Genomic DNA, 22,815 nt, shown 5'->3' on the forward strand with positions numbered 1-22,815 from the left:
AGGACGACCAGACCCATGCCCAACAACTTCCTCACCGCCAATGTGATCGCCAAGGCTGCGGTCAAGATCCTCGACAACGAGCTCGTGGCCGCCTCCAAGGTGTTCCGCGGCTACGAGGCCGAGTTCGGCGCCAGCGTGAACGGCTACGAGAAGGGCTCCGCCGTCACCATCAAGAAGCCCCCGCAGTTCCAGGTCCGCGACGGCGATATCGCCCAGCCCCAGGACATCACCGAGGGCTCGACCACCGTCACCGTCGACAAGAAGAAGGGCATCGACCTCAAGATCACCTCGACGGATCGCACCCTGTCGATCGGCGAGCTCTCCGAGCGCGTGATCAAGCCGGCCATGGTCACCCTGGCCAACCAGGTCGATCAGGACGTGATGAGCCTCTACTCGTCCGTCCCGAGCTGGGTCGGCACCCCGGGCAACGTCCTGTCGAGCTACGCCGGCTTCCTGCGCGGCACGACCCGCATGAACAACGGCTCGGTCCCGAAGGACTCACGCTTCGCCATGCTGTCGCCCGACGACGAGTCCGGCCTCGCCGCTGCGCAGTCGACCTTCTACAACGACAAGCTCGTGGCGGACGCCTACCGCGACGGCGCTGTCGGCCGCATCGCCCAGGTCGACACCTACATGAGCCAGAACGTGCCCGTGCACGTCACCGGCTCGCGCACCAACGGCACGGTCAACGGCGCCAACCAGAACGTCACCTACACCCAGGTGCTCGCCAACGGCGTCGCGGTGAAGGACTTCGGTGGTCAGATCCTCAACCTGACCGGCCTCGGCGCCGCCGGCACCCTGGTGAAGGGTGACGTGTTCACCATCGCCGGCGTGTTCGCGGTCAACCACGTGACCAAGCAGGTTCTCCCCTACCTGCGCCAGTTCACGGTGCTGAACGCCGTCGTTGCCGACGGTACCGGTGCCGCCGCGGTCAACATCTCGCCCGCAATCATCGCCTCGGGTGCGTGCCAGACTGTCTCGGCGGCTCCGGCTTCCGGCGCCGTGGTGACCTGGATGGGCGCGGCCAACACCCCGTACGTCCAGAACATCATGGCCCATAAGAGCGCCTTCGCTCTGACCTGCGTGCCGCTGGTGAAGCCGGACGGTGCCGTGTCCTGCGAGCGCGAGTCCTACAAGGGCCTCAGCGTCCGCCTGATCCCGTACTACGATGGCACCAACGACGTCTCCAACTGGCGTCTGGACATCCTGTACGGCGTGAAGGCGGTCGATCCCCGCCTCGCGGTCCGCCTCAACGGCTAATCCCTCCCCATCACCGCTAAGACGAAAGGGCGCCCTCGTGGCGCCCTTCGTCGTTCTGGGGCCCCGCCCCGCAACAGACGAGGCCCGACGTGGACGAAAACGCCGACACCCTGCCGACCTGGGGCTACCAGCCCGACGGTGCGGCCCGCATCTTCGACCTCGCCCCCGGCGAGGCCCTGCCCGAGGGTTGGTTCGCCTCCCCGGACTGCATCACGGATCCGACGCTGGCCACCGCCGAGGCGATCACCGCCCGGGCAGCCGGCCGCGCCTATGAGACCGTCCTCGTTGTTTCGGATGCCGCGACCGCGAACCCGCTCGCCGAGCTGGAGATCCTGGTCACCGAGAACGAGCGCCTGAACGGGATCATCACGATGGGCTCAGCTGAGAACCAGCGCCTCATTGCTGAGATCGAGACCGTCGAGGATGCCCGCGACGCGGCCCTCGCTGAGGTCGAGACCGCCCGTGGCGCACATGCCGAGACCCTGACGGCGCTCGACCACGCCACCACCGCCCTGACCGACCTGCAGGCGCAGCTCACCAAGGCCCAGGCCGATGGCGGGTTCGCGGTGGAAGAGCGCGACGCGGCGAACGCCGATCTGGAGACGCTCCGGACCGAGCTCGCCCAGGTCCGTGCCGATCTCGACGCGGCCACAGCGCCGAAGGCCTCGGGCAAGGCCAAGTAGCATGCGCACCCGCGAGGACCTGATCAAACGCGTCCTGAAGGACGTCGGGGTGCTCGCGGCCGGGCAGCAGCCCTCCGATGAGGACCGGGCCGAGATCGACGACCTGATCGAGCCAGTCTGCGCCAAGCTACTCGCCGATGAGGTCGCGAAGGTGAACGGCGATGAGATCGACGACGCGGTTTACCTGCCGCTCGCCGCGATCATCGCCGAGGCCGCCATGGTGCCGTTCGGCATCGGCGGCACCCGGGCGCAGGAGATGATGGCGAACGCCGAGCGCGCGCGCACGTCCCTGCAGCTGGCGTACAAGGTCTACGACGCCCGGCCCCCGATGCGGGTCGAGCCGTTCTGGGGCGGCTGCGGCGCCCGACGTGGGCGCTGCTGATGCCTGCGATCGCTTGGCCGCTTTCGTCCCGCCCGGGGCTCTCCGATGCGGAGGGCTCGGGCCGTCTCATCAACGCGTTTGTCGAGAAGCTCGGCGACGGTGCCCGCGCCCCGGTCTCCCACCGTCGGGCGCCCGGCCTCGGCCGCTTCGTCGACACGGGCCTGCGTGGGCCGCGCGGCATGCGCGGGATCGGGGCGAACGTGCTCGCCGGCTATCGCGACCAGGTCGCCCGGATCTCCGAGGACGGCACGGTGCGGGTGCTCGGGCCGCTGCCCGGCTCGCAGCGCATCACGATCGGGCGCAACAACCGCGCCCCGGCGCCGGACATCGTCGCGACCACGGAATATGGCGCCTACAAACTCAGCCTGGACGGTCAGCCGCAGCCCCTGATCATCCCGGCGGGCCTGCCCCAGCCCAACTCGGTCTGCGAGCTCTTCGGCTTCCTGTTCTTTACGGCGGGCGACGGGACCTGCTTCGCGTCGGGGCTGAACGCGACCACGTTCAACACCCTGGACAAGACCACCGAGCAGGCGCGGCCCGGCGGGCTGCTGCGCGGTGTGGCGTTCCGCGATGAGCTGTTCCTGTTCGGCCCATCCGGGATCGGTGTCTACGGCGGACAGGCGCAGGCCAACGGCTTCCCGCTCGCCCGCGTCACCGGCATTCCGCGCGGCCTGATCGGGCCCTGGGCCGTCGCCGGCCACGAGGAGGGCTGGTCGAACGAGATGCTGTGGGTGGGCGACGATTCCGTCGTCTACAAGCTCTCCGGCTACGCCCCGGCCCGCGTCTCGAACCATGACGTCGAGCGAGATCTCGCCGCGGCGGCGAAGGTCGACCGGACCGCGATCGAGGCCTCGGTCCACCTGATCGGTGGCCACGCGTTCTGGGTCGTCTCGATGCCGGGCCGGACCTGGGTCTACGACCTGACCACCGAGCAGTGGTTCGAGCGGGCCAGCGCCGGCCTGGAGCGGTGGCGCGGGACCCAGAGCGTGAACGCGTTCGGCCGCTGGCTGATCGGCGACAGCACCGGCACCGGCCTCCTCGAGGTCCGTGAGGACGTGTTCGACGAGGACGGCGCACCGCTGCGCTTCCGGATCGAAAGCCTGCCGGGCCAGGGCTTCCCCCAGCGCCTCCAGATCCCGCGGGCCGACTTCGACTTCGTGCTCGGTGTCGGGCGGCTCTCCGCCGATCCGACCATCCGCGATCCGGTCGTCCTGATCTCCTGGTCGGACGATGGCGGGGTGACGTGGTCGAACCCGCTACGCCGAGCGCTCGGCCGTCAGGGCGAGTCCCGCACCCGCATCAACGTGCTGCGCACCGGCCTGACCGGCGTGCAGGGCCGGATCTGGCGCATCGACGTGTCCGATCCGGTCTACTGCGCCCTCCTCGGCGGGGCGATGGCAGTCGAGGCCCGCACCGAATGAGCACCAATCTCCCGACGACCCCATCCCCGCAGGCGCCCGCCGTCGTCGCCTCGACCGGCGTGCTGAACCGCGAGTGGTTCACCTTCCTGCAGGCCCTCCTCGCCGCGCTCGTCGCGCAGGAGGCCCGCATCTCCGCCCTTGAACAGAAGTAGGAGGGTCCGATGGGCCTATTCGGCGCGTTCAGCGCGAAGCCGACCAAGGACGCCGTCGCGACCGCCGCGAAGGCCATCCAGACCGGCCAGATCCAGGGAAAGGATCAGCTCGACCAGGGCTATGACCAGGCGGCTGACCTGTACGGGCAGGCAGGCGGCCTCTTCGGCAATCTGGCGTCCAGCTATGGCCAGGGCTCGAAGCTCTACGCCGATGCGCTGGGCGTGAACGGGAAGGACGCGAGCATCGCGGCCCGCTCGGCCTACACGGCGACGCCGGGCTACACGTTTAACCTGGATCAAGGCCTTCAGGGCCTCCAGCGCACCCGTGCGGTCAACGGCACGCTCGCATCGGGCAACGCCGACACCGACGCGATGAAGTTCGCGTCCGGCCTCGCCTCGCAGGATTTCAACACCTGGCTCCAGAACCTCTCGGGCTACGACGGGAAGACCCTCGCCGCGACCACGGGACAGGCGGGCACGCTCGGGGCGCTCGGAAACCTCGCCTACCAGACCGGGGCGGGCAAGGCCGGCATCGACGTCAACGCCGGCAACGCCGTGGCGCAGGGCGCATACAAGGTCGGCGAGGCCGAGCAGAAAGCCAACGAGAACAAGCTCGGCGCCCTGCTCGGTGTGGCCAACCTCGCCGGGTCCGCCTTCGGAGGCCTCGCCGGCAACGGCAACGCGGTCAGCAACATCGGCAAAAACCTGACCTCTGCCTTCTCGATCTTCGGGTGACCTGATGAGCGGCGGCACCAGCATCTACAGCATGATCACCGGCATCGGGGATTCCTTCGGGAAGTCCTACGAGTCGGCGCGCAAGCAGGCCCAGGAGGACGAGGCCCCGGCGATCTTCGGGCAGCTGCTCGGGATCAACGCTGCGCCCTCGGCCGCGCCAGCCCCCGGGTCCACGCTCGGCACTCTTGGGCAGGGCCCGGCGCCGGCCGGCAACGCCGTGCCCGCGTTCGCGGGTGGGCAGGCGTCCATGCGCTCGCCCGGTAATGGTGGCGAGACCGAGAAGCGGTTCATCGGCGCGTTGAAGGATGGCGGCCTGACCAACCCCTACGGTCTTGCGGCGGTGGCGGCCTATGCCGCGCACGAAAGCGGCTACAAGGGGGGCAACATCAACGGGTCGTGGTCGGACCCCAGCGAAAGCGGTGCGCCCGGGACGTCGGGCGGCATCCTGTCGTGGCGCGGCGACCGCTTCGCCAACATGCGCCGGCTGACGGCCGGTGCTCAGGACCCGGTTGTCGCGCAGGCAAAGTTCACCCTGACCGAGAACCCGGACCTGACGCTGGCGCTCCAGAACGCCAAGTCGCCCGAGGAGGCCAACCGACTGATGGCGGACGCCTGGAAGTTCGCGGGCTACAATCGGCCCGGCGGCGAGGCACAGGCGCGGCTCAACTCGACCCGAGCCTACCTCGCCAAGCTCGGTGGCGACGCGCCAGCTGCGGCGGCGCCGAACGCTCCTGGTGTGCCGAGCATGGTGGCCGCGGCTCCCCCCGCCATCACGGCGCAGCGCCCGGTCCAGGTGGCAGAGAACGAGGCCCAGACCCAGGCGCTGGAGCAGCGTATGGGCATGATGCCGGCGACCGCGACGGCCGATGCGGACATGCCGGCGGCCGACGCGCGCCCGGCTGGCTTCTTCGTCCCGGGCCAGGGGGCAACGGCACCGGCAGCGCCAGCGGCACCAATCGCAGGTCCCACCGCACCAGCTGCGCCGCAGGGCTTCGCCGGCTTCGGTACCGGCGCCTCGCGGATGTCGCCCGAGCAGGCCTCCGCGCTCCAGGCTGCGTGGAAGAACCCCGTCACCCGGCCGATGGCGACCCAGATCTACGGCGAGCTGATGAAGGGGCAGGCCAGCCCCTGGAAGCTGCAGCAGATGGGCGACCAGCCCGTGCTCTTCAACGAGCGCACCGCTCAGATCGTCCCGGTGGGCCAGGGCAAGCGCTCCACCACCACGGTCGGCAACGCAGTGGTCGACACCGCAACGGGCCAGGTCATCTACCAGGGCCAGGACAAGGACGCGACGAAGCTCCAGACCGTTGCGCCGGGCAATGTGCTGTTCGATCCGGTCTCCCGGCAGCCCGTGTTCACGGCGCCGAACAAGGAGACCGAGACCAAGTACTCGATGCAGACTGCCCAGGACGGGACGCTGCTCGCGGTGAACCCGGCCAACCCGGCCGACGTCCAGGTGATCCGCCCAGGCCAGCAGCCGCGCCCGCTCACCGCCGACGAGCGCCGTGCCTACGGCGTGCCGGATGGGGCTGCGGCGGGTATGGGCTCGGATGGCAAGCCGTTCGGCATCGGAGGCGGCAAGACCGAGGTCAACGTCGACACCAAGGGCGCTGGCAAGTTCTCGGAAAAGGCGAACGAGATCCAGGCCAAGCGCTACGGCGAGATGGTCGACGCTGCCGACAACGCGGTGCCGCTACGAGCCGACGTCGACACCATGTCTGCGCTCGCGCAGGACTTCGCCTCGGGCAAGCTCGCTGAGACCCGCCTCGGCCTGGCGCAGTACGCCAAGGCGGCCGGCATGGACGACGTCGCAACCAAGCTCGCCGGGGGCAAGATGGAGTCGATGGAAGCCTTCACAGCTCTGGCCGACAAGCTGGTGCCCCGCATGCGTGTCCCGGGCTCGGGCTCGACCTCGGACGCGGAAGGCCGGTCGTTCCGCAATTCGCTCCCGTCACTGCTGAAGACCCGTGAAGGCAACGCGATCATCGCCGACACCTTCCGAGGCCTCGCCGACTATCAGGCACAGGCTGGAGAGATCGCCGGCAAGGCCCTGCGCGGCGAGGTCAGCCAAGCCGAGGCCGATCAGGCCATCCGCGCTCTGCCCAGCCCCTTCGCGCGGTTCAAGGAATACCGGAGCGGCGGTGCTGGCGCGGCGGCCGGCAGCAGCGCGGCGCCCACGTCCGGAACGCCTGCGCCTGCTCCGGTGGCGAAGGGCGCCGAGCGCGTGTCGCTGCCGGGCGGGTACACCGCGGCTCGGGCCCTATCCGACGCCAAGGCGGCCGTTGCGGGTGGTAAGGACAAGGCGGTGATCGCCGAGCGCCTGCGCGCCTACGGCATCGATCCGAAGAGGCTGGACGACTGATGGGTCTGTTCGACGACGTACCCGACGCTCCGAAGGCTGCGACCGCTCCCTCGGCCGCTCCGACGCGGGGCGGGCTGTTCGACGACGTGCCGGATGCCCGGCCGGCCGAACCGTCCGCGCTCAGTCGTGCGGCCTCTGTCGCGGGCGACGTGGTGCAGTCTGCCGGCGCTGGCGTGATCCGAGGCGCGGCCGGGTTGGTTGACCTGCCCCAGACCCTCTATGGGCTGGCGGATGCGGGCGCTGGCGCAGCGGCGCGCGGTGCGATCCGCCTGTTCGGTGGAACGCCCAACTCGGATCTCGGCGTCGACACGCGCTCGACCAGCAGCATCCCGTCCCCATCCGACCTGCCCAAGCCGGGCGAGTCCGCGATCAAGGGCCTCGAAGCTGTGACGGAGCCGCTCTACAAGCCTCAGACAACGGCGGGCGAGTATGCTGGCACCATCGCCGAGTTCGTGCCGGGTGCCGGTAAAACGGTCGCCGGCTTGGTGAAGAACGCCTTGATCCCGGCCGTGGCCAGCGAGACAGCAGGCCAAGCCACGAAGGGTACTGACCTGGAACCGTGGGCTCGTGGCGGCGTCGCGCTAGCGGCTGGCGCCGCTGGTGCCCTCCATGGCCGGACCTCGACCGCCGAGCGCCTGTTCGACAAGTCGTTCGGCAGCATCACGCCCGACGAGCTCGGGAAGATCCAGGCCGTTGTCGACGACGGTGCCGCGCTGCGCAGCGCTGATGGACGCGCGACGCCGATCGACCTGACCTGGGCCGAGGCGGCGCAGCAGGTCCTCGGGCCCCGTCGGGCTGGCGACCTCCTGCGCGTGGTCGAAGGCCAGGGCGGCTTGGCCGACTTCTTCGGCCGGCGTGCCGAGCAGATCAAGGCTGCTGGCGGCGGTGCGCTCGACCGTGTCGCGCCGGCCGGGCCCAGCCCGACCCAGGTCGGCACCGACGTGCAAGCCGCGGCCCGGGCCGGTGTGGCCGGCACGCCCGAGGGGCAATCCGTGATCCGCGCCACCCAGGCGGCGGGCCCGCGCGTCTCCCCGGAGCGGGCCGGACAGGTCATGCAGCAGGAGATGCGCCGGGTCGCGGACGCTCGCGAGGCGACCCGCACCGAACAGGCCGCGCGCGACTATGCGGCCGCCCGAGCCGTGCCCGAGAACGCGGGCATCGAGGGGACCGTCACGGTGGAGCGGCCCGGCGAGCCGATCGTGACCCAACCCGCCTACTCGCGCCCTCAGTTCGAGGCCGATGCGCCGCGCCCGGTGGAGCCGTTCGAGCGCCCCGGCGCCGTGGAAGCCGAGCCCGGCCGGGAAAGCTTGGCACGCTTCATCGCCCGCAACGGCGGCCTGCGTCTGGATGGCGACGCCGCCGCGACGGACCTGCACCGCTTCACCGTGCCCGGCGTAGGCAAGGTCGCCCGGCCCGACGGCAAGAGCCTCGACAACTTCTGGCGCGAGCGCCTGATCGAGGAGGGCTACTTCCGGTCCGACTCCGACGGTGGCATGGCGCGGGACATCTCGTCCGAGTTGCTGCGCAAGCTCCAGAACGAGCAGCGCGGCGTGCCGTCCTACCCGCTCGATGCGCAGGGGAAGCCGCGCGCACGTTCCGACGCGAGCCGTGGCCGCGACGAGTACGACGCCGCGCTGTCGACCTCAGAGTCCCGCCTCGACGAGGACCTGACCCGCGCCGGGATCGACCCGGCCGGCGTGCACCCTGACATCCGCAGTCGCGTGGTCGGCGCCCTGATGCGCGGCGAGATCAGCGATCCGCTCGACGCCTACGAGCACGTGGTCGGCCGGATGAAGGGCCCGCTCGAGCCCTACGTGAAGTCGACCACGGTCACGGAAGAAATCCCAAGCGTGCGGTTCGGGCAGGTGAACCCACAGGCTGCGCTCGACGCGGTCGACGAGGCGCTGCGCACCGCCAAGGGCGACGTCCGTGCCTCGCTCCAGGCGGCTCGACGCAACCTGTTCGGGCCTGCCGGCCGCGAAACCGACATGACGGTCGACGGGCTGCACCAAGCCCGGGAGCGGCTCGACCAGGACATCCGCACCGCCACGGACATGGGCGATGGCGTGAAAGCGAGCCGCCTCCAGGCCGCCCGCACCGCTCTCGACAACGTGCTGAAGGGCGTGCCCGAGATGGCAACGGCCGATGCACGGTTCGCGGCCAACAGCCGGCCCCTGGAGCCGTTCTCGGGCAACACGCCGCTCGCCCGCCTCGTCCAGCGGGACCCCCGCACCGGTCGGATGGCGACCCCGGCCGAACAGGTGCCGGGCGCGGTGCAGGGACCGACTGCCGCGCGCGAGTTCCTGGCGAACGCCACCCCGGAAGCGCGGCGCGCCTTTCAGGATCGCGAAGTCACGCGGATCCTTGATGAGGTCGGCGGAGCCGAGGGCGGTGCCTCCGCCACGACGATCCGGGCCGCGATGCGCCGGAACGAGGATCTGCTCGCGCAGCTGCCCGAGGCCCGGCAGCGCCTCCAGCGCCTCGCGGTCGCCTATCAGGGCCGCGAGGCGATCGATCGCTCGCCGCTCGGCCGGATCGCCAACTCGCCCAAGGTGAGCGACGCGATCGCCGCACTGTTCCCGACCAAGCCGCGCGAGGGGACGGCGCAGGAAGTCACCACAACGGTTCGGGCACTGTCCCGGAGCAACCCCAACGCGGCCCGCGACCTCGTCCGGATGCACCTCGGCACTGAGTTCGCCGAGGCGACGCAGCGCCTCCAGACCGGCCCCAATCAGGCCGGCGGAGCGAAGTTCGCCGCAGCGATCCGGGGCAATGCCCTGCAGCGTGAGAACATCGAGGCGGCGATCCGCGCCCTGCCCAACGGCGAGCAGGTGAACGCCGGCTTCTCGCGCTTCCTCGACATCCTGGAAGCGACGGGCACCCGGCAGGGGATCGGCTCGAAGACCTCGTTCAACAACGAGGCGCTGCAGGAGCTCCGCAAGCGCGGGCTCGTCGGCGAGGGCGGCGCAGCGATCGCCACCGGTGGATTCAAGCTGCCGTCGCGCATCATGAACCGGCTTGACGACTGGCAGGCGGGCAAGAACGTGGATCGGCTCGCCGAGCTACTCACGACTCCGGAGGGCGGCCGGCGCTTGGCGCAACTGGCCAGCGCCAAGCCGGGCGCCGCGACCATTGCCCTGCTCGATCGCCTGACCCGCATCACAGGACGCGTTGCGCAAGCGGGCGACCGCGCGCCCAGCTCGGAAGGGGAGCCCCTGAAGCTGACGGTGCGCCCAGTCCCATAGGTTCGTTAGGACGGCGGTGGCGAAGGCCACCATCAGGGTCGACAGCAGGAACATGACCAAGACGGCGAGCGGGCCCGACAGGCGCGGATCCGGATGCACGTCGGCGTTGTTGAACGCGCTCCACGTGAGCCACCCGATCGTAGCGGCCTGGACCATCATCCAGAGAACTCGGGTCATCTGCGATCCTCGCGGGTTGCCGGGTACGGTACCGGATGCGTCGCTCTTGCGCCACGGCCAAGCAGCCGAGCCAGAACGTCCGGAAAGTTTCCGGGCCTGAGCCTGTGAAAGTTTCGCTCCCTTCCGGTCCGCTTCGCACCGCCGACGCGGCGCCCCTTGACCTCACAGGCAATCCGCCCGAAACAACCAGCGTCCCGAGACGCGCGCGAGCGATCCGCCGCGCTGCCCAAGGCCCCGCCTCCGCGCGGGGCTTTTGCATTTCCGGAGCACCCCTGCATGACGATTTCCTGGCCGTTCTCGCGGCAGCAGGTGCTCGACGACTCCGGTCGTCCCCTTCTGATCCCGCGGGCGAACTTCTATGCTGGCGGCACGACCACGCCGCTGACGGTCTACAAGGATGCGGCGCTGACCAAGCCCTGGACGCAGCCCGTCGAGGCCGACGGATTTGGGCGCTTTCCCCGGGTCTACCTGCCGGCCGGCTTGTACCGCGAGGAGGTGCTCGGTCCCTACGGCGACCTGCTCTGGAACGACGACGGCCTTGGCGAGGCACTCGCGGCCGACACCGGCTCCGACGCGCCGGTCGACCCGACTGCCATCGCGATGACGGGCGACATCAAATGGCGCCTCGACGCATCGATCCAGGCCGGCTGGGTCCGGATGAACGCACGCACCATCGGCGGGGCCGGCTCGGGTGCCACCGAGCTCGCCAACGTCAGTGCCAAGGCCCTCTTCCTCTACCTGTGGAACACCTTCCCGGATGCGATCGCGTCCGTGATCGGCGGGCGTGGTGTGTCGGCGACCGAGGATTTTTCCGCCAGTCGCCAGATCGTAATCCCCACCATGCAGGGGTTCGTCGCGGGAGGCCTCGACGACATGGGGTCTACGCCTGCGAACCGCCTGCAGGTCTCCGGGCAGCTCACGCTTACGGCCGGCTCCGCAGTCGCCACCGTGGACAACTTCGGCCGCGTCGGCCTGGACATGATCATCCAGGCCGATGGCGTGCCGGCTGGAACCACGGTCATTGGCAGGTCCGGCGGCACAATCACCATGTCGGCGCCGGCAGGCGCAGGAACGACGGGAACGGTCTCAGCCCGGTTCTCCTACTTCCCCGACGCCCAGGTGCCAGGCCAGATCGGCGGTGATTGCGTCGAAGCGCTATCCCTGAAGAACCTGCCGGCCGACCTGCCAGACGGCACGGTCGAGGTCAGCTATCCGGAGCAGACGGGCGTTATCTACTCTCAGCTCCAGGTCGTGCAGCAGGGTAGCGGAGCTGCGGTGCCGAATGTCTGGACCGCAACCACGAACTACAAGACCACGCCCAACCCGGTAGGCTCGAAGACGTTCGGTGTGCCGATCTCGAACCCGGATGGCGGTGTGCCCCACCGGACCATGCAGCCGACCCGGCTCGGCACCTTCTATCTCAAGCTCTGAGCGCTGCCATGCCCTCGTACATGAACACGCTCGGTGCGGTCTCCCGGCGCGGGCAGTGGCGATTCAGGCATGTCTTCCGCAGCGCGACGGCGGACGATCGCCTCGACATCTCGGATGCCGGCCTGATCGACTTTTCGCGCGCGTCAGACCTGGTTCTGACCGTCACGCCGCGCCCGCCCGTCCGTCACCATGCCCGTGACTGGGGCCGGTCAGGCGTGGACCTCGCGCCGATCCTCTCGGCCTCCTGGTCCGCCGGAACGCTCCTCGTCGCCAACCCCGGGATCGTCGAGGCGGTGTTCCAGGCCGGCACGCTGCTGAACTTCCCGCCCGGTCTCTACGACGTGCGCGTGTCGGTGACGATCGGTCCAGAGACGGCCGAGATCTTCGACGAACCAATCGAATTCGCCTGAGCCTGGAGCACGGCATGCCCTCTTATCCGATCCGCCCCACCTTCCCGATCGACGTCAGCTCCAGCCCGAGCGTCACGGCGACCCGCGTCGGCACAGGCTTCCGGTTCGACCTCAATCCCGCCGGGGCCGCCGCGACCCTGTCCCCGGGCCGCAACCAATTCTTCGCTGCCCTCGAAGACCTGATCCCCGGCGCGACTGCGACCCTGGCCGCCGCCGTTCCGTCCGATCCGGGCGACCTGAACAATCGCGCGTTTACCGGGACAGCGTTCGTTACGGCAGGCTGCACCCTTGTCGTCTTCGCCAAGGCAACCCTGGGCTTGACCGAAGAACAGATCGCCGCAGTGCTCGCCGCCGCCGCCTCGATCGCGAACTAAGGATCACCCCATGCTCAGCAGGATCTCTCTCGCTCTGGTCGCCCTCGTCGGCTTGTCCGGTGCGGCAGCCTCACAAGCCCTTACACTGCCCGAAATCGGCATCCAGAATAGTGGGACCTGTCGCCAGCTGAGTGTCCGCAATCGCGCGAACGCCGCGCAGGTGCCGATGGGCTGCGTGGACACCGGGTCGAACGGGTTCCGATCCACCCCGAACGCTCTGTCCCTGCCCTCGAACGCCGATGCCGCGTCCGGTGGTGACGTCTCGCCATTCTCGATCAAGCCGCCGGGGGGCACCTTCGGACGGACGCACGCGCAGCTGGCCATGGATGCTGGACCGTCGCTACTCTCGTTCATTCCGGCCGGCTCGACCTATGCGCAGTTCCTGGCCGACGCGACCTCAACGTTCCAATCCGCTGCGAACGCGATGTGTGCGAAGAGCCCCGCCGGCGGCAAGATCCGGCTGCCGGCGCTGACAATGGTCCTGCCGGCGGCAACGTCGATCACATGGGCCTGCCCGATCGTATGGGAGGGGCAGGGCTGGAGCGAGGTTCCCTCGGGCGGCGGCACGTGGATCCACATCACGGGGACCGTAGCGAACCCGTTCAAACTCACTGATCCCCGCGCGCGAGGCACGACTTTCAGCAATCTCGGGATCTACCAGGATCAGCCTGCTCCGGCGACGCCGTGGACACCAACCGTCTACCCGTACGTGTTCAGCGTCCAGGGCCTGGCCGGCATGGTCCGCTTCGACAACATCATCCTCGCCCCGGTCTACGACTTCGTGGATGCCGATCTCTCTGGACGCCTGGAGACCAACAATATCTTCGGGCAGGTGCTGCACAACGCCTACCGGCTCGACCGGATGTACGACAAGACACACTTCACCGGTAAAACGCACTTCTGGCCGGTGTGGTCGGCGGCTCAGGGCGTTATGGATTGGCAGGTCGCCAACGCCGACGTGCTGATCCTTCGTCGCGTGGACGGACTGGAAGCGCCTGATACCTTCGTCTTTGGGTATCGAGCCGGTGTGCGATTTGAGCAGTCCACCACGGCCGACCCCGGTGGAGCGACTGGCTTCGCAAGCAAGGTCCATTTCGGCAACTTCTACTGCGATAGCTGCAAGTGGGGAGTTTGGAATACCAAGGCCGGTGGGACGCAGCCGTTCCAATACGCACAAGGGCGCTTCGAGACCTTCGAATTTGCCGGTATTGTTCCTAACAGCCCGAGCAACGCCCCGATTGCTGGAAGCTCTTCGGTGCAAATCGACCCGGCTGGCGGAATGGACCTCTCCTATGGACGCCTTTCATCCGAGGTGTCGGCGGGGTCTGCAATCAACCTCGCGAACACCAGCCTCCCAACCCGCCTTCGTATTGGCGATTTCTACGCGCGCAGTTATGGCGGCCCCGCTATCAGTATGGTCCAGGGAGCCAACGATGATGTGTCGATCGCGACTATTCCATCAATCGCTAATGGTCAGCTGACCAGTCTCACCTCCGCAGCCTTCTCGGCTCCCCTGGCGATGGGTAGCTCGGTCACCATGACTGCTGGCGGCACATTCTCGATGACAAGCGACCGTAAGGGCTTTGTCTTCACGGGTGCAGGCACGATCGCAAGCTACACGATAACCCTGCCGGCGACGCCATATGACGGGCAGGAGGTTTTCATATCGCCGCTGGTGGCAGTCACGGCGCTGACGGTCAACGCCGTCTCAGGACAGACCGTCCTCAACCCGCCGACGAGTTTCGTGGCCGGACAGCCGGTGAGCTTCGTCTACGTGGTCGGCGCCGGTGCTTGGATTCGCCGCTGACGCGTAGCTCGCCGCTGCACCTGATCTGAAAGAGCCGCCGCTGGGCGGCTTTTTTCATGCCCAGAGGATCTCCGATGAGGCCGTTCGGCAGAGAGGCGCGGCGCGCCTCGCATTTCTGACGTGTCGCCCTTCCTGGCCGCCCTGTGCGGCCTTTTTCTTTTGCACGGGTGCCCTGAGATGGACCTCTCCCCTATCGGTCGCGAGGCCTTGGAGAAACGCGAGGGCTGCCGCCTCGAAGCCTATCGCGACAGCGTCGGCGTCTGGACGATCGCCTGCGGCGTGACCACAGCTTCCGGCCTCATCAAGGTCACGCCGGGGCTTCGGATCACCGAGGCGCAGGCAGACGAGCTGAACGCCCGTGCCTTCGCCAGATACGCGGGCTACGTCCGAGCCGCGATCGGCGACAAGCCCATTCAGCAGCACCAGTTCGATGCCTTCGTGTCGATCGTCTTCAACATCGGGCCCGGCGGCTTCCAGGGCTCGACCTTCCTGCGCAGGTTCATGGCTGGCGACCCGCAGGGCTGCGCCGACGCCATCCTGCTCTGGAAGAAGCCGGCCGAGATCATTCCACGACGTCAGGCCGAGGCGGATCAGTTCCGTATACCCTATGGCAAGGCGCTGCCGAAGGCTCGGCGTACTGACCTGGTCCCGATTGCCGCCCCGGCAGTCGCCAAGCCGGTACCGGCGCCTCTACCAGACCCGCTGGCGCCGATGACGGCCGGTTCCTCTCCCAAGCTCACCTCCCAGCCCGCCCTCACCGGCGGGCTTCTTCGTTCCGGGGCGCAGGCGACCGGCACCGCCACGCGCGGCCTGCTCAACGGCCTGTTCTCCGGCATCCACAATGCGCTGGCACGGAAGGCCTGACCCCATGGATATGCTCAAGCGTGCCAACGCGCGGCTCGCCGGCGTGCGGATCTACCTGCTCGCCATAGTCTTCGCCTTGCCCGACGTGCTGTCGGCCCTGGTCGGGTTCGATTGGACCCCGCTCCTGCCGGCCGGACACGAGGGCCTCGGTGTCACCATTGGCGCAGCGCTCTCGCTGGCCCGGCTCGCGCTGATCCCGATCCTCAAGAACGTACGCGACGCGGCGCGCGCGCAGCGCCCCGACTGCGATCCGGACCGGGGGCCGCGCTGATGGACTGGCTCTTCAACCCCATCGGAAAGATCGCCGGCCTATTTGGCTCAGGCATTATCAAGGTGCTGGGCAACAGCGTGCTCGCACCGATCCTCAAGACCCTGGAGAACGGGCAGAACGCGCAGAAAGACGTTGCAGTCTCCATCGTCCAAGCGGAGATGGCGGCGAACTCGGCCAAGGCCGCGATCGCGCCCGCCTTCAAAGGGCTGATCTACGGCATCGGCATCCCGCCCGCGTTCCACTTCGGTGCGCTGTGCCTCTCGGCAACCTTCGATCTCGGGTGGCCGGTGAAGGACCTGCCCGCGACCTACGTGCCGATCGAGGCGACCATCCTAACGGCGTTCTTCGTCTCTTCGCCCATGACCACGCTGGCCCGGGCCGGTGCGGCGCGGCTGCTGAAGGCCTGATCTCCGATGGCTGACACCTCTGCTCCGCGCCGGCCGCGTCGCCAGCGTAGTCCGGCGCACGTCCGCGACACCCTTGAGGCGATTGGCGAACGGCTCGACCACCTGATCCCCCCGCCCCAGCCTCCGAGCCTCGGTGAAGGCCTCTTGGAGCACGTTCGCCGGAGCTCCTACGCGATGCCTGAGCATTCACCGTCCGCCGAAGGCGGTACAGAGACCCGTATCCTGGTGGCGCTGGCGCGCATTGAGGAGCGGCAAAACTCGATGGTCGAGGTCTCGAAGGCTTCGCAGCAAGCGGCCGAGGCTCGGCACGTCAACGTAATGGCGGCGATCTCGACGTTCGTGCCCCGGTCTGAGATCGAGAAGGACAACAAGGCAATTCACGAACGCATCGAGGGCCTGGAGAAGCGTGTTGACGGCATACAGAACCGGGTATGGGGCGCGCTCATCAGCGCGGTGGGCGCATTCGGCTCGGTGATCCTGACGAAGGTCGGCCTACTTCACTGATCCCAGCTATCCACCACCGTCCACAGCGCCCCGGAGCTTCGGCTCCGGGGCTTTCGCTATTTCGGGTTCTGCTCTCGCTCCCGCGCCAAAGCGCGCATAGCCTCGGCATAGATGCCGGCGGCCGACCCAGGCACGAAGAAGCCAGCATCCTTGCGCTCGTCGATCCGATCGGCGGTTGCGCGCAGGCCAGCGGGGGAACGATCTGGCTTTTCTGTTAGAGGCGGATGCTGGGATGGCGGGAGGGCCTTGTCCATAGTCATCAGTACTCCCTAACCCCAATGTCAGTCACCACGCGGGGCTTTTGTCCTTTCAGAGCCGTACCGGGTTAGGGAACATGGAAGTCGATTGCGTGAACGGCGACTCCCAATTTGCGGCCATCTGCGTTGTAGCCAAGCTCGGATGGAGACCACGCATCACACCCGATTGTAAGAACGGCCGCGTCCGACGGAGGTGTGAAGTTAAGAACGGCGTGCTCGCCAGGCGAGAGCACCTTTGCAGTAAGGACTTGTCCGTCCGCATATATAGCTACCTGTAAGTCGGCGGGCTTATGATTACTAAGCGTTAAAGACACACTGTTCGCACCTTTGAAATAGGCAAGCGGTAAGATTGCGCTACCCTTCGTCCAGCGAACCTTACCATCCGCCGGGTGCCAGCCCTGTGAAAATTTATCGCTTAAGCAAAGCCCTAATATCGGAATATTATTGAGCGCCTTCATCGCACGAAAATGATTTGCTACTGGATAGTCCGTGAACGTCCTTCGGGTGGCGCAAAGGCCATTCTTTTCGAGGAGTTCAAGAAAATACTGTGTGTTAAACCCTAGCTCCATCCAGCCCATTTTTCGGATGCAATAGGTAGCTAAGCCTTCGTCATGTCGCAGACCCCAGGGGATCGAAAAATGATCATAGATTGGCTCACCAGCAAAGATGATCGCACCGCCGGGCTTGAGCATCGCGGTCAGTCGCTTCAACAAGTCGACATGATTAAGAGAGTGGTGGAATGACTCAAAGAACGTTATCGCATCGTAAGGACCAGCCACGCCTTCCAAGCTGTCATAGTCGGTCTGAAGAACCTTGATTTTATCTCCGACGTAGACACGCTCTTTCCAGTGGGTCAACATTTCAATAAAACGTGGGTTTACATCCACAGCATCTACATGAAAGCCGCATCGGGCCAAAAGTAACGAGGTATCTCCAGTCCCGAAGCCCATATCTAAGACGCGACCGGGCGGCAGCACGTCGATGTGACGGACTAAGGTTGCAATAGCAGCTAGGTGTCCGCCTATCATAGCGGGATGATGACTGTTGTAGGGACTTGGCTCCTCGATTGGGCTATCGAATATAATAGCCTCGTCATCGAGACAATATCCCCCTTCTTTCATATCATTGAAAATTTCGAGGATTGCCGACTTATATTCGGCTGAAAAAGGATCCTTCCCATCCAGCGACGACAGATCTGGAAAGTATTGGATGTCGCTGATTATCTTACCGCGGTCAACTCCAGGCTGATCAGCAGCAGCAATCTCACGGTCTACGTCTTCAAGCGTCATTTTTGCTTGATCCATAACGACTTCCTGCTTCACGCCTGATGCTGGCTAGAGTTGGCGATAAAGCCTTTTTAAAGGGCCTTCGCGACGGCATTATCATTCCTTAGGGGTGCTTAGAAAGAAAAAATTGATTGTATCCACGCTTGTTTCGCGAACACTCGTTGATTCTAAAAAGCCAGATGAACCAAAATTGATGCTCTACAGAGTATGCAGCAAAAAGAAATATAGAATTCTTATCTGCACCTAAAATAGGTACAAGATTTGCGCCAGGGTCGCCAGCTTACTATTCGTACCTACGCACCACAAACCTCTCTAGTGTTGGTCGGGTCAGCCATGTAGGCGTCCACCGCGGCGGTCAAATCGGCGTCGGGGGCCTCATTGGCCTTATAAAGGTCGCCGGTGGTCGGATTCGAAACAGCCATGCGCTGAGGATAGCATGCCACGTGAGGACGTGATTGGCTCAACTGGCGCAGAGGGTGCGGCTTTCTTCACACCCTTCCCACCACAGAAGCGCCGATCCATAAGTTCGAGGGCACCCGGTCTCGCATGTCACCTGACAACAAATTTGAGCGCAAATGCCGCACATCTTGAACAGCATCAGAGATATTTTTGCGTATTCGAGTAAGAGAAAGCGACCCGACGCACAACAATACGGAATTCTAAATGCGGCGAATAATGAAGCTATGCTTCAGTTTGCTGAAGCATGTGTGCTTCAGCAGATGGCCCCGTGGGCCGATGCGACCATAAAGCTACGCGAGATCCAGCCCGCGATCGATAACGCGGTCGAGAACGAGTGCACGATATTTGTGATCCAAATCGATGGGTCGTCGGCAACCTTGAAGGACAAGGCACAAGCAGCGTACTTCCGGACGGTCGGAGCGCCGATGCAGGTCTTTGAAGACCGAGCCTACCATTACTGGCAGCATATATCGGAGGCCTTGAAGCTTGCTCCCATCCCTGGAAGATTTGAGATCGCCGTCGATACAGGAGACATGCGAGGCGATTGCTCAGCGTTCCCACTTTTTACATTTCAGAAGCAGAGAGGATCGCGAAACATCCTACTGCCGGACCACGAGTTTATGGAGTACGCCTATTTCGAAAACTTGCCGCATGAGACTACGGAATATGAAGAGAAGAAGACTCTAGCTAGCTTTTACGGGTCTTCAACAAGTGGTGGGCTTCCTATAACGATGGAAGCCGCTGTCAATCTGGAGATCCCTCGGCTGAGGGCTGCAGCATTCTTTAAAAATACACCGCACGTCGAGTTCAGCATTACCCAGCTTGTGCAATGCTTCGGTCCAGGGGTCGAAGAGTACCTCCGCAGCCTGGGCTATGGCGGAAAAGTCGTAGACTGGTCAGAATGCCTCAAGGGCAAATTCATCCTTTCATTGGATGGCAATGGTGCGACATGCTCGCGGGTATCACGCGCACTACTTAGCAACAGCGCTCTGATCAAATACAAATCCGAAAACGTTCTATTTTATTCTGACAATCTTATACCATGGCTGCATTACATTCCCGTGTCTGAGGATGCAGAAGTCCTGACTGTGGTCGCGGAGGAGCTAAATCACCCGGGTAAATACAAATTCATTGCGGAAGCGAGCCGGGACTTCAGCGCGGCACACCTCAGCAAGCAGTCTCTATTATTATATACATCAAAGCTATTAAACTCGTACTGGAATAAATTTGTATATACTTAATGATATTAGTTATTATGCATGGAATTGATATAATTGTGAGATGTAGATCTAATTTTTACTTGATGACGCCGCGGAAGTCCGGTCGGATCGTGCCGACATCGGGATGGACGCCGAGGAGGTCGAGGAACTCGACGTACGCCTCGTGCGCGCTGCCCCAGAACTCAAGTGTGAAACTTGGGCACGGAACGACACTGGGCCGGAGGTCGAGGAAGCCCTGATGCCAGAGCTTCGGTTCGGCTGGAATGAGCTTCGGTTTTGCGAAGGTTAGCATGGATCTCGCAAGGGAGGTTCGAGCCAAGGGCGAACCTGCTAGAGACCCATTTTGAACCTCATCCAGGTTCGCTGAACCTGGGGTCACTAACTGCACTTCAGGGAAAACCCTGTGACATCAGGCAGTTAATGGTGGGCGCGACAGGGATCGAACCTGTGACCCCTACCATGTCAAGGTAGTGCTCTCCCGCTGAGCTACGCGCCCTCACCGGTGCGCTCGGCGCCGGTGGAGGGGGCTATAGCCTGGGGTTCCGGGGTACGCAAGAGCCCTCGCGGCGCGAATGTTCGGGTTCTCGGTTCGCCGATCGTCGACCTTGGCATCGGCCCTGTGTCGCCTTTGAAAATGCGGTAAGCCGTGCGCGTCGCGTCCCGGTGGCGGGGTCCGGTCCGGTCCGCTGAGGGGGGCGGCGGCCAGCACGGGCGGGTTGGAGCTGCGTTGAGACGATGCGTGTCGGGGACGAGGGTGGGCGCGGAGAGGCCGTTCGCGGTGGGGGCGGCGACGCCGACCGAGCGCGCGCGCGCGTGGATCGGGCCTGTCCTGCGGGATCCCGTCGTTCGAGGCGGAGTACGGGACTGTCCGGCCGGGCCACCTCGGGCACGGTCTACGATGGCGTGAGGCAGGGATGACGACCCTGAACCGGTCCGGCTCGCCGCAGGCGGCCTCCCTCCCCCGCAGTCGCAGGGGGCCTGCGACGCAGAGCTTCGTCCCGGATGGAGCGGCCCGCGATCTCGACCTGGCCGATACCGATCTCGGCGGGAGCTGGGCGACGATCCGCTTCCGGGACGTCGGAAGCGCGGGCGTCTGCCGGCTGGTGCTGAGCGCACGGGTGCTCGGGCCTGACGGTCGGCCCGGCATCGTCGCCCTCTCCGAGGAGGCCGAGGGCGGGGATCGCTTCGTCTGGACGGGGCGTCTCCCGGAGGGGCTGCGCGCCCTGCGGGTGACCCCCCTCACCCGCGAAACCGCGTTCCACCTCGACGGCTTCACGATCCGCCGGGTCCGCCGGATCGGCCTCGTCGCACGCGCCCTGCCCCGGAACCCCCGTCTCACCGCGCGCGCCGTGTACTGGCGCGCCCTTGGGCTCAAGGTCCGCGGGCGGGCGCTGCTCCTGCGGGCCCTGCACGATCGGACGGAGACCGGCTACGCCACCTGGATCGCCCGCTTCGATACCCTCTCGCAGGCCGATCGGCGGCGCATCCGCGACGAGATCGACGCGTGGCCGGACGCACCGCGGATCTCGGTGGTGATGCCGGTGCACGATCCCGCGCCGCGCGTCCTGGACGCCGCCATCCGGTCGGTCCGCGCGCAACTCTACCCGAACTGGGAGCTCTCCATCGTCGACGATGCCTCGACGGATCCGGCCATCCCGCGCCTCCTCGCCCGTCACGCGCAGCAGGATCCGCGCATCCACGTGCGTCGGCGTGCGGAGAACGGTCACATCGCGCGCGCCACCAACGACGCCCTCGCGCAGGCGAACGGACCGTTCATCGCCTTTCTCGACCACGATGACGTGCTGGCCGAGGGCGCGCTCTACCACGTCGCGGCCGCGATCCGTGCCGCCCCCGAACTGGTTCTAATCTACAGCGACGAGGACAAGATCGACGGCCGGGGGCGTCGCTTCGAGCCGCACTTCAAGTCGGGCTTCGATCGGGAGCTGCTCTACGGCCAGAACTACATCAATCACCTCACAGTGATCCGCACGGAGGCGATCCGGGCCGTGGGGGGCCTGCGTCCGGGCTTCGAGGGCAGCCAGGACCACGATCTGCTCTTGCGGATCACGGCTCGACTGATGCCGGATCGCATCCGGCACATTCCGCGGATCCTCTACCACTGGCGGGCGGCCGGCGGCTCGGGGACGTTCTCGGACCGGGCCCTGGAGCGGAGCGAGGTGGCGCGGCTGCGCGCCCTGGCCGAGGTTGCAGCACCCCTGCAGGCAACGGCGGTCCGCGGCCCCCTCGGTTTCAACCGGCTCGTCCGTCCGGTCCCGGGGCCCGCGCCCCTCGTCTCGGTGATCATTCCGACGCGCGACCGCGCGGACCTGCTCGCCGTGGCGCTCGCGGGGGTTCTCGACGGGACAGACTATCCGGCCATCGAGGTGCTCATCGTCGACAACGACAGCCGGGAGACCCGCACGCGCGATCTCTTCGCGCGCTTCGCGAACGACCCGCGGGTGCGGGTCGTGTCCGTGCCCGGGCCCTTCAACTTTTCCGACCTCTCCAACCGCGGTGCCGCAGCGGCGCGGGGCGCGCTGCTGCTGTTCCTGAACAACGACGTCGAGGTCATCGAGCCCGGCTGGCTGCGCGAGATGGTGTCCATCGCGCTGACGCCCGACATCGGCGCCGTGGGCGCGAAGCTGCTCTACCCGGACCGGACGCTCCAGCACGGCGGCATCGTCCTCGGGATCGGCGGCGTGGCCGGCCACAGCCATCCCGGGCTGTCCGAGGACGATTCCGGATACTTCGCCCGGATGGTCCTGACCCAGGAAGTCTCGGCCGTGACCGGGGCCTGCCTGCTTCTGCGGGCTTCGGTCTTCGCCGAGAGCGGGGGCTTCGACGCCGACGAACTCGCCGTCGCGTTCAACGACGTCGACCTCTGCCTCAAGCTGCGCGCGCACGGGTACCGGATCGTGTGGACACCCCATGCGCGCCTGATCCACCACGAATCGAAGAGCCGCGGCGCGGAGGACACGCCCGAGAAGCTGGCCCGGTTCGAGCGCGAGGTCCGGATCATGCAGGACCGCTGGGGACCGGTTCTGCGCGCCGATCCGTACTACAATCCCAATCTCTCGAAGACCGCGGCGCGCTATCGGCTTTGATGGT

Annotated in this window: 21 protein-coding genes and 1 tRNA gene; 18 read left to right on the forward strand and 4 right to left on the reverse strand. The window is 66.2% G+C overall.

What is annotated here, in order from left to right; all coding sequences use genetic code 11:
- The first annotated feature begins 15 nt into the window (after positions 1–15).
- The 16 genes from CRT23_RS12345 (at position 16) to CRT23_RS12415 (ending at position 16,485) form a co-directional block, all read left to right on the forward strand.
- On the forward strand, positions 16–1,260 hold the full coding sequence (locus CRT23_RS12345) for a P22 phage major capsid protein family protein (protein ID WP_103709935.1): 1,245 nt from the start codon (positions 16–18) through the stop codon (positions 1,258–1,260).
- A gap of 89 nt (positions 1,261–1,349) precedes the next feature.
- Complete coding sequence (locus tag CRT23_RS12350; protein WP_103709936.1) at positions 1,350–1,943, forward strand: hypothetical protein; 594 nt, start codon at positions 1,350–1,352, stop codon at positions 1,941–1,943.
- Position 1,944: 1 nt separating this feature from the next.
- Complete coding sequence (locus CRT23_RS12355) at positions 1,945–2,325, forward strand: hypothetical protein (RefSeq protein WP_103709937.1); 381 nt, start codon at positions 1,945–1,947, stop codon at positions 2,323–2,325.
- Complete coding sequence (locus CRT23_RS12360) at positions 2,325–3,746, forward strand: hypothetical protein (protein ID WP_103709938.1); 1,422 nt, start codon at positions 2,325–2,327, stop codon at positions 3,744–3,746. Before CRT23_RS12355 ends, CRT23_RS12360 begins: the two co-directional genes overlap by 1 nt.
- Positions 3,743–3,898: a hypothetical protein gene (locus CRT23_RS28475; RefSeq protein ID WP_156653309.1), complete on the forward strand. Its 156-nt coding sequence runs from the start codon at positions 3,743–3,745 to the stop codon at positions 3,896–3,898. Before CRT23_RS12360 ends, CRT23_RS28475 begins: the two co-directional genes overlap by 4 nt.
- A 9-nt stretch (positions 3,899–3,907) precedes the next feature.
- Positions 3,908–4,633: a hypothetical protein gene (locus tag CRT23_RS12365; RefSeq protein WP_103709939.1), complete on the forward strand. Its 726-nt coding sequence runs from the start codon at positions 3,908–3,910 to the stop codon at positions 4,631–4,633.
- A gap of 4 nt (positions 4,634–4,637) precedes the next feature.
- Positions 4,638–6,995, forward strand: a complete 2,358-nt coding sequence (locus CRT23_RS28480) for a hypothetical protein (RefSeq protein WP_181017333.1) — start codon at positions 4,638–4,640, stop codon at positions 6,993–6,995.
- Positions 6,995–10,240 carry a hypothetical protein gene (locus CRT23_RS12375; protein ID WP_103709940.1) on the forward strand — a complete coding sequence of 1,082 codons (3,246 nt, stop codon included), beginning with the start codon at positions 6,995–6,997 and terminating at the stop codon, positions 10,238–10,240. Before CRT23_RS28480 ends, CRT23_RS12375 begins: the two co-directional genes overlap by 1 nt.
- A gap of 453 nt (positions 10,241–10,693) precedes the next feature.
- Positions 10,694–11,848: a hypothetical protein gene (locus CRT23_RS12380; protein ID WP_103709941.1), complete on the forward strand. Its 1,155-nt coding sequence runs from the start codon at positions 10,694–10,696 to the stop codon at positions 11,846–11,848.
- 8 nt (positions 11,849–11,856) lie between these two features.
- The gene (locus CRT23_RS12385; RefSeq protein ID WP_103709942.1) at positions 11,857–12,258 is read left to right on the forward strand and encodes a hypothetical protein; all 402 of its coding nucleotides are present in this window, start codon (positions 11,857–11,859) and stop codon (positions 12,256–12,258) included.
- A 14-nt stretch (positions 12,259–12,272) separates the two neighbouring features.
- Positions 12,273–12,632: a hypothetical protein gene (locus CRT23_RS12390; protein WP_103709943.1), complete on the forward strand. Its 360-nt coding sequence runs from the start codon at positions 12,273–12,275 to the stop codon at positions 12,630–12,632.
- 10 nt (positions 12,633–12,642) lie between these two features.
- The gene (locus CRT23_RS12395) at positions 12,643–14,439 is read left to right on the forward strand and encodes a hypothetical protein (RefSeq protein ID WP_103709944.1); all 1,797 of its coding nucleotides are present in this window, start codon (positions 12,643–12,645) and stop codon (positions 14,437–14,439) included.
- A 177-nt stretch (positions 14,440–14,616) separates the two neighbouring features.
- A complete protein-coding gene (locus CRT23_RS12400; RefSeq protein ID WP_103709945.1) occupies positions 14,617–15,303 on the forward strand; it encodes a lysozyme in 687 nt (228 codons plus the stop codon).
- 4 nt (positions 15,304–15,307) lie between these two features.
- Positions 15,308–15,574: a hypothetical protein gene (locus tag CRT23_RS12405; RefSeq protein WP_103709946.1), complete on the forward strand. Its 267-nt coding sequence runs from the start codon at positions 15,308–15,310 to the stop codon at positions 15,572–15,574.
- Positions 15,574–15,981 carry a hypothetical protein gene (locus tag CRT23_RS12410; protein WP_103709947.1) on the forward strand — a complete coding sequence of 136 codons (408 nt, stop codon included), beginning with the start codon at positions 15,574–15,576 and terminating at the stop codon, positions 15,979–15,981. The genes CRT23_RS12405 and CRT23_RS12410 overlap by 1 nt, the downstream gene beginning before the upstream one ends.
- 174 nt (positions 15,982–16,155) lie before the next feature.
- The gene (locus CRT23_RS12415; protein WP_181017334.1) at positions 16,156–16,485 is read left to right on the forward strand and encodes a hypothetical protein; all 330 of its coding nucleotides are present in this window, start codon (positions 16,156–16,158) and stop codon (positions 16,483–16,485) included.
- A 56-nt stretch (positions 16,486–16,541) separates the two neighbouring features.
- On the opposite strand, the gene CRT23_RS27785 is transcribed toward CRT23_RS12415, so the two are convergent.
- Together CRT23_RS27785 and CRT23_RS12420 are read right to left on the reverse strand one after the other, a co-directional pair.
- On the reverse strand, positions 16,542–16,739 hold the full coding sequence (locus CRT23_RS27785) for a hypothetical protein (protein WP_146056371.1): 198 nt from the start codon (positions 16,737–16,739) through the stop codon (positions 16,542–16,544).
- Positions 16,740–16,810: 71 nt separating this feature from the next.
- On the reverse strand, positions 16,811–18,064 hold the full coding sequence (locus CRT23_RS12420; protein ID WP_181017335.1) for a class I SAM-dependent methyltransferase: 1,254 nt from the start codon (positions 18,062–18,064) through the stop codon (positions 16,811–16,813).
- 539 nt (positions 18,065–18,603) lie between these two features.
- Between CRT23_RS12420 and CRT23_RS12425 the strand changes: the two genes are divergently transcribed.
- Positions 18,604–19,728, forward strand: a complete 1,125-nt coding sequence (locus CRT23_RS12425) for a glycosyl transferase family 90 (RefSeq protein WP_103709950.1) — start codon at positions 18,604–18,606, stop codon at positions 19,726–19,728.
- A 55-nt stretch (positions 19,729–19,783) separates the two neighbouring features.
- On the opposite strand, the gene CRT23_RS12430 is transcribed toward CRT23_RS12425, so the two are convergent.
- Entirely contained in the window at positions 19,784–19,999 is a 216-nt protein-coding gene (locus CRT23_RS12430) for a hypothetical protein (RefSeq protein WP_103709951.1), read from the reverse strand.
- Between the two features lie 129 nt (positions 20,000–20,128).
- A tRNA-Val gene (locus CRT23_RS12435) sits at positions 20,129–20,203 on the reverse strand.
- 418 nt (positions 20,204–20,621) lie between these two features.
- On the opposite strand from CRT23_RS12435, the gene CRT23_RS12440 reads away from it, so the two are divergent.
- Complete coding sequence (locus CRT23_RS12440) at positions 20,622–22,811, forward strand: glycosyltransferase (protein ID WP_103709952.1); 2,190 nt, start codon at positions 20,622–20,624, stop codon at positions 22,809–22,811.
- The last annotated feature ends 4 nt before the right edge of the window (positions 22,812–22,815 follow it).

The organism is Methylobacterium sp. V23 (assembly GCF_002917135.1).
Lineage (GTDB): Bacteria > Pseudomonadota > Alphaproteobacteria > Rhizobiales > Beijerinckiaceae > Methylobacterium.

What these genes read in the sequence shown, in the direction of transcription:
- CRT23_RS12345 (WP_103709935.1), top strand. Translation starts at nt 16, where the DNA reads ATGCCCAACAACTTCCTCACCGCCAATGTGATCGCCAAGGCTGCGGTC.
- CRT23_RS12355 (WP_103709937.1), top strand. Translation starts at nt 1,945, where the DNA reads ATGCGCACCCGCGAGGACCTGATCAAACGCGTCCTGAAGGACGTCGGG.
- CRT23_RS12360 (WP_103709938.1), top strand. Translation starts at nt 2,325, where the DNA reads ATGCCTGCGATCGCTTGGCCGCTTTCGTCCCGCCCGGGGCTCTCCGAT.
- CRT23_RS28475 (WP_156653309.1), top strand. Translation starts at nt 3,743, where the DNA reads ATGAGCACCAATCTCCCGACGACCCCATCCCCGCAGGCGCCCGCCGTC.
- CRT23_RS12365 (WP_103709939.1), top strand. Translation starts at nt 3,908, where the DNA reads ATGGGCCTATTCGGCGCGTTCAGCGCGAAGCCGACCAAGGACGCCGTC.
- CRT23_RS28480 (WP_181017333.1), top strand. Translation starts at nt 4,638, where the DNA reads ATGAGCGGCGGCACCAGCATCTACAGCATGATCACCGGCATCGGGGAT.
- CRT23_RS12375 (WP_103709940.1), top strand. Translation starts at nt 6,995, where the DNA reads ATGGGTCTGTTCGACGACGTACCCGACGCTCCGAAGGCTGCGACCGCT.
- CRT23_RS12380 (WP_103709941.1), top strand. Translation starts at nt 10,694, where the DNA reads ATGACGATTTCCTGGCCGTTCTCGCGGCAGCAGGTGCTCGACGACTCC.
- CRT23_RS12385 (WP_103709942.1), top strand. Translation starts at nt 11,857, where the DNA reads ATGCCCTCGTACATGAACACGCTCGGTGCGGTCTCCCGGCGCGGGCAG.
- CRT23_RS12390 (WP_103709943.1), top strand. Translation starts at nt 12,273, where the DNA reads ATGCCCTCTTATCCGATCCGCCCCACCTTCCCGATCGACGTCAGCTCC.
- CRT23_RS12395 (WP_103709944.1), top strand. Translation starts at nt 12,643, where the DNA reads ATGCTCAGCAGGATCTCTCTCGCTCTGGTCGCCCTCGTCGGCTTGTCC.
- CRT23_RS12400 (WP_103709945.1), top strand. Translation starts at nt 14,617, where the DNA reads ATGGACCTCTCCCCTATCGGTCGCGAGGCCTTGGAGAAACGCGAGGGC.
- CRT23_RS12405 (WP_103709946.1), top strand. Translation starts at nt 15,308, where the DNA reads ATGGATATGCTCAAGCGTGCCAACGCGCGGCTCGCCGGCGTGCGGATC.
- CRT23_RS12410 (WP_103709947.1), top strand. Translation starts at nt 15,574, where the DNA reads ATGGACTGGCTCTTCAACCCCATCGGAAAGATCGCCGGCCTATTTGGC.
- CRT23_RS12415 (WP_181017334.1), top strand. Translation starts at nt 16,156, where the DNA reads ATGCCTGAGCATTCACCGTCCGCCGAAGGCGGTACAGAGACCCGTATC.
- CRT23_RS27785 (WP_146056371.1), bottom strand. Translation starts at nt 16,739, where the DNA reads ATGGACAAGGCCCTCCCGCCATCCCAGCATCCGCCTCTAACAGAAAAG.
- CRT23_RS12425 (WP_103709950.1), top strand. Translation starts at nt 18,604, where the DNA reads ATGCCGCACATCTTGAACAGCATCAGAGATATTTTTGCGTATTCGAGT.
- CRT23_RS12430 (WP_103709951.1), bottom strand. Translation starts at nt 19,999, where the DNA reads ATGCTAACCTTCGCAAAACCGAAGCTCATTCCAGCCGAACCGAAGCTC.
- CRT23_RS12440 (WP_103709952.1), top strand. Translation starts at nt 20,622, where the DNA reads ATGACGACCCTGAACCGGTCCGGCTCGCCGCAGGCGGCCTCCCTCCCC.